13 protein-coding genes and 1 pseudogene are annotated in these 12,907 nt (G+C 72.1%); 11 read left to right on the top strand and 3 right to left on the bottom strand.

Annotated features, from left to right (window positions below; all coding sequences use genetic code 11):
• Positions 1-10 precede the first annotated feature (10 nt).
• The 3 genes from bla (at position 11) to EIM48_RS02180 (ending at position 1,985) form a co-directional block, all read left to right on the top strand.
• The gene (bla, locus tag EIM48_RS02190) at positions 11-937 is read left to right on the top strand and encodes a class A beta-lactamase (protein WP_125110989.1); all 927 of its coding nucleotides are present in this window, start codon (positions 11-13) and stop codon (positions 935-937) included.
• A 301-nt stretch (positions 938-1,238) separates the two neighbouring features.
• Positions 1,239-1,523 carry a zinc ribbon domain-containing protein gene (locus EIM48_RS02185; protein WP_019397109.1) on the top strand — a complete coding sequence of 95 codons (285 nt, stop codon included), beginning with the start codon at positions 1,239-1,241 and terminating at the stop codon, positions 1,521-1,523.
• Between the two features lie 189 nt (positions 1,524-1,712).
• A complete protein-coding gene (locus tag EIM48_RS02180) occupies positions 1,713-1,985 on the top strand; it encodes a hypothetical protein (protein WP_019397110.1) in 273 nt (90 codons plus the stop codon).
• Positions 1,986-2,069: 84 nt separating this feature from the next.
• On the opposite strand, the pseudogene EIM48_RS15400 reads toward EIM48_RS02180, so the two are convergent.
• Positions 2,070-2,983: pseudogene (locus tag EIM48_RS15400) on the bottom strand (DUF3011 domain-containing protein).
• 77 nt (positions 2,984-3,060) lie between these two features.
• A complete protein-coding gene (locus tag EIM48_RS02170; protein WP_125108461.1) occupies positions 3,061-5,175 on the bottom strand; it encodes a phosphoglycerol transferase I in 2,115 nt (704 codons plus the stop codon).
• A 250-nt stretch (positions 5,176-5,425) separates the two neighbouring features.
• On the opposite strand from EIM48_RS02170, the gene aspS reads away from it, so the two are divergent.
• The 3 genes from aspS to EIM48_RS02155 all read left to right on the top strand — a co-directional run bounded on the left by aspS (position 5,426) and on the right by EIM48_RS02155 (position 8,079).
• Positions 5,426-7,183 carry an aspartate--tRNA ligase gene (aspS, locus tag EIM48_RS02165; RefSeq protein WP_125110988.1) on the top strand — a complete coding sequence of 586 codons (1,758 nt, stop codon included), beginning with the start codon at positions 5,426-5,428 and terminating at the stop codon, positions 7,181-7,183.
• Between the two features lie 99 nt (positions 7,184-7,282).
• Positions 7,283-7,567 carry a hypothetical protein gene (locus tag EIM48_RS02160; protein WP_028914639.1) on the top strand — a complete coding sequence of 95 codons (285 nt, stop codon included), beginning with the start codon at positions 7,283-7,285 and terminating at the stop codon, positions 7,565-7,567.
• A complete protein-coding gene (locus EIM48_RS02155; RefSeq protein ID WP_026010188.1) occupies positions 7,564-8,079 on the top strand; it encodes a GNAT family N-acetyltransferase in 516 nt (171 codons plus the stop codon). Before EIM48_RS02160 ends, EIM48_RS02155 begins: the two co-directional genes overlap by 4 nt.
• A 118-nt stretch (positions 8,080-8,197) precedes the next feature.
• Here the strand turns inward: EIM48_RS02155 and EIM48_RS02150 are convergent, their stop codons facing one another.
• Positions 8,198-9,145: an alpha/beta hydrolase gene (locus EIM48_RS02150; protein ID WP_125110987.1), complete on the bottom strand. Its 948-nt coding sequence runs from the start codon at positions 9,143-9,145 to the stop codon at positions 8,198-8,200.
• A gap of 113 nt (positions 9,146-9,258) precedes the next feature.
• Here EIM48_RS02150 and EIM48_RS02145 point away from each other — a divergent pair, with 113 nt between their 5' ends.
• The 5 genes from EIM48_RS02145 to ruvA all read left to right on the top strand — a co-directional run bounded on the left by EIM48_RS02145 (position 9,259) and on the right by ruvA (position 12,876).
• A complete protein-coding gene (locus EIM48_RS02145) occupies positions 9,259-10,089 on the top strand; it encodes an AraC family transcriptional regulator (RefSeq protein ID WP_019398267.1) in 831 nt (276 codons plus the stop codon).
• On the top strand, positions 10,089-10,769 hold the full coding sequence (locus tag EIM48_RS02140; RefSeq protein ID WP_125075944.1) for an alpha/beta hydrolase: 681 nt from the start codon (positions 10,089-10,091) through the stop codon (positions 10,767-10,769). The genes EIM48_RS02145 and EIM48_RS02140 overlap by 1 nt, the downstream gene beginning before the upstream one ends.
• Before the next feature lie 33 nt (positions 10,770-10,802).
• On the top strand, positions 10,803-11,525 hold the full coding sequence (locus EIM48_RS02135; protein ID WP_019398269.1) for a YebC/PmpR family DNA-binding transcriptional regulator: 723 nt from the start codon (positions 10,803-10,805) through the stop codon (positions 11,523-11,525).
• Positions 11,526-11,583: 58 nt separating this feature from the next.
• The gene (gene ruvC / locus EIM48_RS02130) at positions 11,584-12,129 is read left to right on the top strand and encodes a crossover junction endodeoxyribonuclease RuvC (protein ID WP_125110986.1); all 546 of its coding nucleotides are present in this window, start codon (positions 11,584-11,586) and stop codon (positions 12,127-12,129) included.
• A 156-nt stretch (positions 12,130-12,285) separates the two neighbouring features.
• Positions 12,286-12,876, top strand: a complete 591-nt coding sequence (gene ruvA / locus EIM48_RS02125) for a Holliday junction branch migration protein RuvA (protein ID WP_026010450.1) — start codon at positions 12,286-12,288, stop codon at positions 12,874-12,876.
• Positions 12,877-12,907: the final 31 nt, after the last annotated feature.

The raw sequence follows: 12,907 nt of genomic DNA, 5'->3' as shown, positions 1-12,907 counted from the left end.
GGATCGATCCATGCCCGACCGCCGCAGTTTCCTGCAGTCCGCCGGCCTGGCCGCCGCGTCCATGCTGGCCATGCCGGCACTGGCCCGCGCCGCCGTCCCCGCGAGCGCGGCCGCCGGCGACAGGACGCGGGCACGCATTGCCGCCGCACCGGACTTCGCCGCGCTGGAGGCGGCCAGCCAGGGCCGGCTGGGCGTGGCGGTGCTCGAGGCCGGCAATGGCCGCTACCTGGCCGGGCACCGCGCGGACGAGCGTTTCCCGATGTGCAGCACGTTCAAGGCGTTGCTGGCCGCGGCGGTGCTGGCACGGGCCGATCGCGGCGCGCTGGACCTGGACGAACGCCTGCCGGTGCGCGCGGCCGACCTGGTCCCGCATGCCCCGGTCACCCGCCGCCACGTGGGCAAGGACCTGGGCGTGCGCGACCTGTGCCGGGCCATCGTGACCATCAGCGACAACACCGCGGCCAACCTGCTGTTCGCGCGGATCGGCGGGCCTGCGGCGCTGACCGCGTTCCTGCGCGGCCTGGGCGACACGGTCACCCGCAGCGACCGCCTGGAGCCGGAAATGAATGGCTTCGCCCCCGGCGACACGCGCGATACCACCAGCCCGCGCGCGATGGCCACCAGCCTGGGCCGCTGCGTGGCCGGCGCGGTGCTGGCCCCGGCCTCGCGCCTGCAGCTGGCCGACTGGCTGATCGACAACACCACCGGCGACGACTGCCTGCGGGCCGGGATCGGCCCGGAGTGGCGGGTTGGCGACAGGACCGGCAGCAACGGCACCGACATCCGCAACGACGTGGCCGTGCTGTGGCCGCTGGCCGGCGGCAGCCCCTGGGTGGTGGCCGCCTATCTGGAGGGCTCCCGGGTCGACAGTGCCGCCCGCGACGCGGTGCTGGCGCGGGCGGGGCAGCTGGCGGTGGCGTCGATCGCGGCGGCCTGAGCGTACGGACGGGGCGGAGCAGCGGTGCCGCGGATCCGGCGCCGGACGGTCACGGGCGTGCGCCACGCTTGCCCGGGCTACGCCTGCTGACCGGGACGGCCAGGGGCGCGGGCCGGGGCCAGGCGGCCCGAGCGCGCGTGGCCGGCACCGGCCGTGGGTTTGCAGGCGTTGGGGGGGCGGGGAAGCGCCGACCCGGGCTGCGCCCCGGCCGGGGGCGGACCGCTGCCCGGGGCAGGCGGCCCTTGAAAACGTGAATAGGCATCCCCATAGCGGACCTGGTTTTTCCCATCGCGTGTGTGCCATGCCCATCTACGCCTTCCAGTGCGCTGCCTGCGGTCATGCCTTCGACCGCCTGCAGAAGCTGTCCGATGCCGATCCGGAGGTCTGCCCCTCCTGCAACGCGCCGGGCCAGGTCCGCCGCCAGGTGACCGCGCCGTCGTTCCGCCTTGCCGGCGGCGGCTGGTACGAGACCGACTTCAAGAAGGACGGCGACAAGAAGCGCAACCTCGCCGACAAGGGCGACGGCGGCTCCGGCTCCTCGGGCTCGTCCGCCAGCAGCTCCTCCAACGCTACCGCGACCAGCTGAGCGCGGCGTCCCGGGGCGCCGCGCCGCCGGCCCCCGGAGGATCGGTTCCCGGGCCTGGTACGCGCCAGGCCCGTCCTTGCATCCCGCAGTCCCCACCCGGTCCGGTCGGCCATGCGTCGATGGTCTGGCTCGCGCCACGGCGGCGCGGCGGTCATGATCGGCGCCAGGACCACGAAGGGGAGGGGAAGCATGCAGATCACGCCGTCGCCGGTCACCGCCGCCGTGGCCGGGATCGTCTCGGCCCTGGTGATGGCCGTACTGTGGCCGCGCCTGGGCGACGACAGCCTTTACTGGGTACTGGCCTTCGTGCTGGTGATCGCCCTGCCGCTGCACGTGTTCGTGGTCGGCTTCGGCCGTGCCCGCCCCGCCAACAGCGCCGATCCCGCCCTCATCCGCCGGGTTGCCGTCTGGCTGGTCGCCGCGGTGGTGACCCTGGGGATCGGGCAGCTGTTTGGCACGTGAGCGGTGATTCCGGATGGGTGATTGGCGACAGTTCCCAATCACCAACCACCAATCACGAATAACGGATCGCCAATCCCGCTCCAGTCAGCGCGCCCCAAACCTCGCCCGGCACCCGCCATCCACCCAGACCGAATTGCCGGTCCAGCCCCAGGTGCGGCCTTCCTCGCAGCGGGTGCTGGACAGCTGCTGCACCAGCACCGGGCGTCCGCGGCGGCGATCCCAGTCGCAGGTGCGGCGGCGCTTGTTCTCGCTGCTGCAGGTCACGCTGTAATCGCTGGTGCCGGGCGGACCCGGGCGATGGCCCGGCGCCGGGCGCGGGCGACGGAGAATTCGGCGCGGCAGCCGTCGTCCACCCACAGGCTGTTGCCGCGCTGGCCCCAGGTGCGGCCTTCCACGCAGGCGGTCTTCGACAGCTGCCGCACCAGCACCGCGCGGCCGTTGATGGCGCAGGTCCGGCGCTTGTTGTCCTGGCTCTCGCAGCGCACCAGTTCGCCGGTGCCGCCGCCGTTCCAGCCGCCGCGGCCTTCGGCGAAGCGTCCACGACAGCCATCGTCGACCCACATGGTGCCGCCGCCGCCGCCGAAATTGCGGCCTTCGATGCAGCGCGTGCCGGAGATGTTCTCCACCAGCACCGGGCGGCCGTTGAACGGGGTGCGGCATTCGCGCCGGCGACGCTCGTTGCTGGAGCAGACCACGGTGGCGCCGGCCCAGCTGGAGCCGTTCCAGCGGCGGTTGCCCTGGCCGCGCAGGGAGCCGGAGATGTCCGCGCGCACCTGGCCCATGCCCCAGCCGCGCTCGACCTGCTCCAGGTAGAAGGCCAGCTGGTCGTCCGGGATGGCGCGCCCGCGCGACTGCGCGGCGTACTCGCGCTCGATCAGCTCGACCCGCTGCGCCGGCGGCAGCGTACGCAGGTCCTCGACCGGACCGCGCGCTGCGGCGGGCAGGCTGGAGGCCAGGCCCAGGCATAGCGCCAGGGCGAAGGCGGGGACTCGGCTCATTGCAACTCCTTGCATGCAGCATCCGGGAAGTGGCGGGAATTTGCCGGGCAGGTGCTTAACGCCGCCCGACCTGCGCTTCAGCCGCGGCCGCGGCCGCTGCGGGCCGGCACCACCGCCACGCGTTCCACCTCCATCTCCTCGGTGTAGTCCAGCCAGGCGCGGATCACCAGCTGGTCCACCCTCGAGTCCAGCCACAGCGGCAGGCGGATCTGCTGCCCGGGGCGGCCGGGGTCGACCTGCACCCACTCGCGCGCGCGGACCACGGTGCCGTCGTCGGACACCGCCTCCAGCCAGAACGAATGCGAGGGCAGGTTGCGCGCCTGCATCCGCAACTGGTACTGGCCGGGCTGCATCGGCCGCTCCTGGCGCGCCACGGTCAGCGCGCGGCGTGGCCGCGGGCGGGCGTCGGCGGCTTCCTGCAGCGGTGCGTCGACCTGGATGCCCTGTTGCAGCTCGGCTTCCGAATAGAGGGTCAGGGCGTTGTTGCGGTCCACCACCAGCGCGCACCACTCGCCCTTGCCGGGCTCGTCGAGGAAGGCGGTGCAGCGGTCGACGTAGGCCAGGATGTTGTCCGGATCGCGCTGGGCGAACTGCCGCGGCGCATCCTCCAGCACGATCGAGGCGATGTTCCAGCCCTGGTCGTACTCCAGCATCACCGGCGGGCGGATGCGCTGCACCCCGGCCACCACGCGGTCGTCCTCCACCCGCAGGGTGCGGGTCTCGCTGCCGGTCCACAGCTGGCGGGCGAAGCCCAGGTACAGGGGGTAGCGCTCCGGGTCGCGGCGCGCGGCCACGCTGGCGCCCGGTAGCGCCGGATCGCCCAGCAGCGAGCGGCCGAAGCCCAGCGCGCCCAGCTCCGGGTCCAGCAGCTGCAGCAGGGTGGCGCCGGTGTCCAGGGTGGTGCCGGCGGTGGCGACCTGGCGCGGTTCATGGCCGCTGCCGAGGAACAGCAGCAGGTTCTCGCGCTTCATTCCGGCCAGCACGTCGGACAGGTCGTTGGGCATGGCCAGGTGGTCGGAGGCGATCACCACCAGGGTGTCGTCCGCCCAGGGACTGCTGCGGATGCGCTCGACCAGGCGCCCGATCAGGCGGTCGCTGCAGGCGATCGCGCGCAGCAGGCCGATGTCGCCGTGCGGGCTGTCGTAGCGCACGTCGCTGCAGGAGCGCGGCAGGTGCCCGGCCGGGTGGTGGGTGTCCATGGTCAGGGCGGTGAGCATGAACGGCGTGCCGGCCCGGGACAGGCGCTGGAAGTCCTCGTACACGCTGTCCAGCAGCACGTCGTCGTGCACGCCCCAGCTGGAGAAGTGCTTCTTCGCCACCCCGCGCTGGCGGAACCAGGCCTGGTCCTTGACCGTGGCGAAGCCGTGGCTGGCCAGGAACCGGTCCTTGGCGGCGAAGGCCGAGTCGGCGCCGCCGCTGAAGTGCAGGGCGTAGCCCTGCTGGGCGAGGTAGTCGCTGAGGCAGTGCGCGCCAGGCAGGAACTGCTCCATCCGGCCCATGCTGTTCTCGTCGCCGCGCGCGGCGGTCAGCGGCACCCCGCACAGCGAGGCCACCATCCCGGCGATGGTCCAGCCGGTGCCGGGCGGTGAGGCCACGTCGCGGAAGTCCAGGGCCTCGCCCGCCAGCCGGCGGAGGTTGGGCACCAGGCCGGGGAACACGGTCTCGTCGAAATAGGTGCGCTCGAGGCTCTCGGCGTAGATCCAGACGATGTTGCGGCGCTGTCGCAGCGGGCGGTCCGGGACCACGTACTCGGCCGCGACCTGGGCCGCGTCCACCGGCCGGCTGTGCTGGTACAGGCGCCAGGCGTCGCGGGCCAGCGGGCTGGCCAGGGCCGCGACCAGGAAGGTGGCGGCGAAAACCGGGAACACCACCGGCGGGCGCGGCGGGACCGGGCGCCGGCGGGCATGCCGCGCCAGCCAGGCCGGCAGCAGCAGTGACAGCAGCACCAGCACCGCGGCAATGGCCAGCGGGCCGCTGAAATCGGCTACCCCGGCGCCCTCGATGCCGCTGGAGAGGTGGTACAGGGTCGCCGCGTCCACGCCGTCGCCGCTGAGCTGGTCCACCAGCCACCACAGGCTCAGCGCGACCAGCAGGGCGGCCAGCAGCGCGGCCTTGGTCCGCGCCAGCCGTGGCGAGGCCACCACCAGCGCGGCCAGTGCCGCCAGTGCCGCGACCAGCAGCACCCCCGTCATGCGCCAGCGCCCGTTTGCCCGGCCGGAGCCGTCTTCGGCGTGTCATGCAGGGGTGTCATGCTCATCGGGGCACCTCGTGTCGTGACTCGACGCCGAACCTGCCCGCACATTCCTGAACAGAATGTTTCGGCGCCCGCACCACCCGGCCATGGGGCGGCCTTCCCGGCCGGCGTGCCGCGGGGGCGGGGCGAGAGGGTAAAATCGCCGCTTTCCGCCTCTTCCGGGCGGTTGCCCCACACGCGGAGCCTGCATGCGTACCCATTACTGCGGCCTGGTCGACGAATCGCTGATCGGCCAGACCATCACCCTCGCCGGCTGGACCGACGTCGCCCGCAACCTCGGCGGCGTGTGCTTCATCGACCTGCGCGACCACGAAGGCATCGTCCAGGTCACGGTCGAGCCCGACAATGCCGAGGTCTTCGCCGTGGCCGCCTCGCTCGGCTACGAGGACGTGATCCAGGTCGAGGGCGTCGTGCGCGCCCGCCACGCGGTCAACGACAAGATCCGCACCGGCAAGGTCGAGGTGATCGCCACCCGCATCACCATCCTCAACAAGGCCGCGCCGCTGCCGTTCCACGCGCACGAGAACCCCTCCGAGGAAGTGCGCCTGCGCTACCGCTACCTGGACCTGCGCCGTCCGGAGATGCAGCGCATGCAGCGCACCCGCATCCGCCTGGTGCAGGCCCTGCGCCGCTACCTGGACGAACGCGGCTTCCAGGACATCGAGACCCCGATCCTGACCAAGGCCACCCCGGAGGGCGCGCGCGACTTCCTGGTGCCGGCGCGCATGCACCCGGGCGAGTTCTACGCCCTGCCGCAGAGCCCGCAGCTGTTCAAGCAGATCCTGATGATCGCGGGCTTCGACCGCTACTACCAGATCGCGCGCTGCTTCCGCGACGAGGCCCTGCGCGCCGACCGCCAGCTGGAGTTCACCCAGCTGGACATGGAGTTCGCCTTCGTGCGCGAGCGCGACGTGCAGGACTTCGTCGAGGGCATGATCCGCGCGGTGTTCAAGGAAGTGGCCGGGGTGGACCTGGCCGACCCGTTCCCGCGCATGACCTGGGCCGAGGCCATGCGCCGCTACGGCTCGGACAAGCCGGACCTGCGCATCGACCTGGAGCTGGTGGACGTGGCCGAACTGGTCCGCGACAGCCAGTTCGCGGTATTCACCGGCCCGGCCAATGACCCGGATGGCCGCGTGGCCGCGCTGCGCATCCCCGGCGGCGCGAAGCTGAGCCGCAAGCAGATCGACGAGTACGCCGCCCACGCCGCCAAGTTCGGCGCCAAGGGCCTGGCCTACATCAAGATCGACGAGGCCGGCGCGATCTCCTCGCCGATCCAGAAGTTCTTCAGCGAGGACGCATTCGCCGCGCTTACCAGGCATGTTGGCGCCGGCAACGGCGACATCGTGTTCTTCGGCGCCGGCGCCTACAACAAGGTCTCCGACTTCATGGGCGCGCTGCGCCTGAAGGCCGGCAAGGACTTCGGCCTGGTCGCCGAGGGCTGGCGCCCGCTGTGGGTCACCGACTTCCCGATGTTCGAGTGGGACGAGGAGGAGCAGCGCTACGTGGCCCTGCACCACCCGTTCACCGCCCCGGCCGTGGACGACATCGCCGAGCTGCGCGCGCACGCCAGGACCGCGGTCTCGCGCGGCTACGACATGGTGCTCAACGGCAACGAGATCGGCGGCGGCTCGATCCGCATCCACCGCCCGGAGATACAGAGCGCGGTGTTCGAGCTGCTGGGCATCGGCGCCGAGGAGGCCGAGGCCAAGTTCGGCTTCCTGCTGGACGCGCTGAAGTACGGCGCCCCGCCGCACGGCGGCATCGCCTTCGGCATCGACCGCATCGCCGCGCTGATGGCCGGTACCGAGTCGATCCGCGACGTGATCCCGTTCCCCAAGACCACCACCGCGCAGTGCCTGATGACCGGCGCGCCGTCGCCGATCCCGGCCGAGCAGCTGGCCGAGGTGCACGTGAAGGTCCGGGAGGAGTCGCTGTCGAAGTGACCCGCGGCCGCGCGCCGTGTGGCGCGCGGCCATCCCCGTCCATCGGCGCGGCCGCGGGCCGCGCCGCCTACCGAAGTGCCCTCCCCGAGGAGTCTGGAGATGACCGAGTTCGCTTTTTCGCTTGAGTGGGAACGCCTGGGCAACGAGGGTTCCGACCCTGCCCTGGTGACCGAGCGCGCCCGCGTGTTCGGCGGCTGGCTGGTGCGCAGCGGCACCTCGCCGGCGGCCATGGCCCTGGCCTTCGTCCCCGACCCTGAGGGCCGCTGGGACGGCGAGGACTTCGGCGAGGACGACTACGAATACGACGAGGACGAGGAAGAAGAGGACGAGGACGACCTCGACGACGAGGACCTCGACGAGGAAGAGGAAGACGAGGACGAGTGAGCCTGTCGATCCGGCGCGCGACGGTGGCTGACGCGGCGACCCTGTCGTCGCTGTGCGCGCGCACCTTCACCGAGACCTTCGGCCATCTCTACCCGCCGGAGGACCTGGACGCCTTCCTGCGCGACGCCTACGCCGTGGAACGGCAGGCCACGATCCTGGCCCAGCCCGGCTATGCGGTATGGCTGCTGGAGGACGACGGGGTCGCGGTCGGCCATGCCGCCGCCGGGCCCTGCGGCCTGCCGCACCCGGAAGTTGCCCCCGGCGATGGCGAGCTGAAGCGGCTCTACGTGCTTGCCCCGTACCAGGACGCCGGCTGGGGCGGGCGCCTGTTCGCCGAGGCCGAGCGCTGGCTGCTGCGCGACGGCCCGCGCACCCTGTGGATCGGGGTGTGGTCGGAGAACCACGGCGCGCAGCGCTTCTATGCCCGCCGCGGCTTCGAACGCGTCGGCACCTACGAATTCCCGGTCGGCCGGGTGCGCGACCTCGAATTCATCCTGCGCCGCCCGGCGTGAAGGCGGGTGTTTCCCCGCGCCATGGGGAAGGGTGAGGGCCGGCGCGCAGCGGACGCTGGCATGCCGACCCTCCCGGCAGCCCCCTCCCGCGGGAGGGGGCAGGCGACTGCATCCGGCCTCACTCGCGCAGGAAGTCCAGCAGGTCCTGGTTGAGCTGGTCCTTGTGCGTATCGGTGATGCCGTGCGGGCCGCCGGGGTACAGCTTCACCCGGGCGTGCTTCACGTACTTCGGCACCGCCTTGGCGGAGATCTCCACCGGCACGACCTGGTCGTCCTCGCCATGGATCACCAGGGTCGGCACGTCGAACTTCTTGAGGTCATCGCGGAAGTCGGTGGCCGAGAACGCGGCGATCGAGTCGTAGGTGTTCTTGTGGCCGCCCTGCATGCCCTGCGCCCAGAACGACTGGATCAGGCCCTGGTTGGGCTTGGCACCCGGGCGGTTGAAGCCGAAGAACGGGCCGGAGGCGATATCCAGGTACTGCTGCGAGCGGTTGGCCCGGGCCGCGGCGCGGAAGCCGTCGAACACGTCCTGCGGGATGCCTTCCGGGTTGTCCGCGGTCTTCAGCATGAACGGGGTCACCGCGCCCACCAGCGCGACCTTCTTCACCCGCGAGGTGCCGTGGCGGCCGATGTAGCGCGCGACCTCGCCACCGCCGGTGGAGAAGCCGACCAGGGTGACGTCGCGCAGGTCCAGGGCCTCGATCACCGCGGCCAGGTCGTCGGCGTAGTGGTCCATGTCGTTGCCGTCCCACGGCTGGCTGGAACGGCCGTGGCCGCGGCGGTCGTGGGCGACGACGCGGAAGCCGTGGTCGGCCAGGAACAGCATCTGCGCTTCCCAGCTGTCCGAACTCAGCGGCCAGCCGTGGCTGAAGGCGACCACCGGGCCGTCCTTCGGGCCCCAGTCCTTGTAGTAAAGGCGCACGCCGTCGGCGGTGACGACGTGGCTGCCCTCCACGGTCGCCTGGGGCGCGGGCACCGTGGCGGGGGTGGCGGCCTGGGCCGGGAGCGCGGCGTGGACGGCCAGGGCCAGCAGGCCGGCGGCAATCGGGCGGGTAATGGCATTCATGATCGTTCTCTCCTCTTCGGGGGATGGGGGGGGGGTACCGCTGGGAGTAATGTGGATCCGCGGCTGCTACGATCGGCCGCGTAAAGTCCGGAAAAGTTGACTGGGAGTACGAGATGGGCGACCGACTCGCCGTCCTGCTGGAGCGCTTCCCGGTAAGCGCACAGGTCTTCCACGCCGGCGCGCTGTGCGGCATCAACACCCTCGACGCCATTGACGGCATGGGCCAGCTGCACCTGATCCGGCGCGGTCCGCTGGACGTCAGCCATGGCGGCAGCACCGTGCAGGTCAGCGAGCCGAGCCTGCTGCTGTACCCGCGGCCGCTGCCGCACCGCTTTTCCAGCGATCCCCAGCGCGGCGCCGACATGGCCTGCGCCAACCTGCGCTTCGAGGGCGGCGCCGGCAATCCGCTGGTGGCGGCGCTGCCGTCCTTCGTGTGCCTGCCGCTGCAGTCGCTGCCGGGCGCGGGTCCGGTGCTGGACCTGCTGTTCGAGGAGGCGTTCGACCAGCGCTGCGGCCGCCAGGCCATGGTCGACCGCCTGTTCGAGGTGGTGATGATCCAGCTGTTGCGGCACCTGATGGAGCAGGGCGAGGTGCGCGGCGGGCTGCTGGCCGGCCTGGCGCACGCGCGCCTGCGCCATGCCCTGGTGGCGATGCACGAGGCGCCGGCGCGGGAATGGACCCTGGAGGAACTGGCCGCGGTGGCCGGCATGTCGCGCAGCGTGTTCGCCGAGACCTTCCGCGAAACGGTGGGGCTGACCCCGGGGCAGTACCTGCAGGGCTGGCGCGTGCGCCTGGCACAGCAGGCGCTGCGCCGCGGGCGGCCGCTGAAGGTGGTCGCCTCGGAGGTCGGCTACGCCAGCGAGGCGGCGCTGTCGCGCGCGTTCAAGTCGCACGCCGGGGTCTCGCCCCGGGCGTGGAAGCGGCAGCAGGAGGTCGCGGCCTGATGCCGCCGGCCGCGACCGGGCCCCGCGAGCGGGTGCTGCTGGTGCACGGCCTCTGGAACTCGCCGTGGTGGCTGTTGCCGCTGGCACTGCGCCTGCGCCGGCTCGGCTTCGAGGTGGAGGGCTTCGGCTATCCCAGCATCGTCGGCGGGCCGGAGCCGGCGATCGCCAACCTGGTCGAACGCCTGCGCGCCGGGCCGCCTTGCCATCTGGCCGGGCACAGCCTCGGTGGGCTGGTCGCGCTGGAGGCCCTGCGCCGGGCACCGGACCTGCCGGTGCGGCGCGTGGTCTGCCTGGGCTCGCCGCTGTGCGGCAGCGCCACCGCACGCCTGCTTGCCGCGCACCGGCGCCTGGCCTGGCTGCTGGGACGCAGCGCGCCGCTGCTGCTGTGCGGCTGCCAGCCCTGGTCCGGGCGGGCCGAACTGGGGGTGATCGCCGGCGAGGTGCCGCGCGGGGTGGGGCGCCTGCTGGCCGCGGTGGGGACTGATTCGGACGGCACCGTGGCCCTGGCCGAGACCCGCCTGCCCGGCGCCAGCGCCTACTGCCGGGTGCGCGCCAGCCATACCGGGCTGGTGTTCTCGGCCGAGGCCGCGCGGCAGGTGGCGGCGTTCCTGCGCGCTGGCGCGTTCCTGCCGCCGGCGCGCGCCGGCGGCGGCGCAGGGGAGGGCGGCGGGCCGCTATAATCCACCGCTTCGCAAACGCAGTACGGTACGCCCATGGGTCGTGGTCCCTCGATCGAAGCGCGCAAGAACGCCAGCGATGCCAAGCGCGGCAAGATCTTCACCAAGCTGATCCGCGAGATCAGCGTCGCCGCCCGCGCCGGCGGAGGCGAGCCGGCCAACAACCCGCGCCTGCGCGCGGCGATCGACAAGGCGCTGTCGTCGAACATGTCCAAGGACGTGATCGAGCGCGCGATCAAGAAGGCCACCGGCGAGCTGGAAGGCGTCGAGTACGAGGAAGTGCGCTACGAGGGCTACGCCCCCGGCGGCGTGGCGGTGATCGTCGACTGCCTGACCGACAACCGCGTGCGCACCGTGGCCGACGTGCGCCACGCCTTCTCCAAGTGCGGCGGCAACATGGGCACCGAGGGCTCGGTGGCCTTCATGTTCAAGCGCCTGGGCGTGCTCAGCTATGAGGGCGCCGACGAGGAGAAGGTGACCGAGGCGGCGATCGAGGCCGGTGCCGACGACGTGGTCGTGTACCCGGAGGACGGCGCGATCGACGTGATCACCGCGCCGGAGAACTTCGAGGCGGTGAAGCAGGCGATGGAGGCCGCCGGCCTGGCCCCGGGCTACGCCGAGGTGACGTTCCGCGCCGACAACGACATCGCCGTGTCCGGGGAGACCGCGCAGCAGGTGCAGAAGCTGCTGCACATGCTCGAGGACCTGGACGACGTGCAGAACGTCTATTCCAACGCCGACCTGGGCGAAGCCGGCTGAGCATGCGTCCGGCCCGGGGCGAACAGGCGGCGGGCCGGAAGGCGTGCGCGGTGGGCGCATGAACGCCGCGCGCGCGACCGCCGCCCCGGTGCGCATCCTCGGCATCGATCCGGGTTCGCAGCGTACCGGCGTGGGCATCATCGACGTGGACGGCGGCGGCTGCGTGCGCCACGTCCACCACCAGCCGCTGGTGCTGCTGGGCGAGGGCGGCTTCGCCGAGCGCCTGCGCCGGCTGCTGGACGGCCTGGCCGCGCTGATCGACGAATACCACCCGCAGGAAGTGGCGATCGAGCAGGTGTTCGTGGGCCGCAGCGCCGAATCGGCGCTCAAGCTGGGCCAGGCCCGCGGCGCGGCGATCAGCGCCGTGGTCCTGCGCGACCTGCCGGTAAGCGAGTACGCCGCGCGCGAGGTGAAGCTGGCCGTGGTCGGCACCGGCGCCGCCGACAAGGCCCAAGTCCAGCACATGGTCGCGGCCATGCTCGGCCTGCCCGGCAAGCTGCAGGCCGACGCCGCCGACGCCCTGGCCATCGCCCTGACCCACGCGCATGTACGGGCCACCGCACAGAGGCTGGGCGTCAGCACCAAGCTGGCCTGGAGGAAATAGAGCCGTGATTGGTGATTCGTCATTACCGGACGTGCGTCCGTTGAAAGCCGTGATTCGTGGAAAGCGCGGGCATCTTCCGGCCGTGCCGGCGCTTTCGCCTTTGCTTTCTCGAATCACCAATCACCAATCCCGAATCACGCTCCGTAGGAGCCCCCAATGATTGGAAGACTGCGTGGAACCCTGGTGCTGAAGCAGCCGCCGTGGCTGGTGGTCGACGTCAATGGCGTCGGCTACGAGCTGGAGGCGCCGATGAGCACCTTCTACGACCTGCCCGAGCTGGGCCGGGAAGTCTCGCTGTTCACCCATTACGCGCAGAAGGAGGACAGCGTGGCGCTGTACGGCTTCCTGCGCGAGTCGGAGCGGCGGCTGTTCCGCGACGTGCAGAAGGTCAGTGGCATCGGCGCCAAGATCGCGCTGGCGGTGCTTTCGGGGGTGAGCGTGGAGGAGTTCGCGCGGCTGGTGCAGGCCGGCGACATCACCGCGCTGACCCGGATCCCGGGGATCGGCAAGAAGACCGCCGAGCGCATGGTGGTCGAGCTGCGCGACCGCGCCGCCGACCTGGCCGGCGGCGGCGCCGTGGCCGGGATGACGGCGGTCCCGGGCGATCCGCTGGCCGACGCCGCCACCGCCCTGCAGCAGCTGGGCTACAAGCCGGCCGATGCGCAGCGCATGGCCCGCGACGCCGCCGCGCCCGGCGAGGACGCCGCGGCCATCATCCGCAAGGCCCTGCAGTCGGCCCTGCGCTGAGCGCGCGCTCGCGCCCCGCTCACGCCCGTCC

The organism is Pseudoxanthomonas sp. SGNA-20, from assembly GCF_003931635.1.
Lineage (GTDB): Bacteria > Pseudomonadota > Gammaproteobacteria > Xanthomonadales > Xanthomonadaceae > Pseudoxanthomonas.
This window is presented reverse-complemented; position numbering and strand designations above follow the sequence as displayed.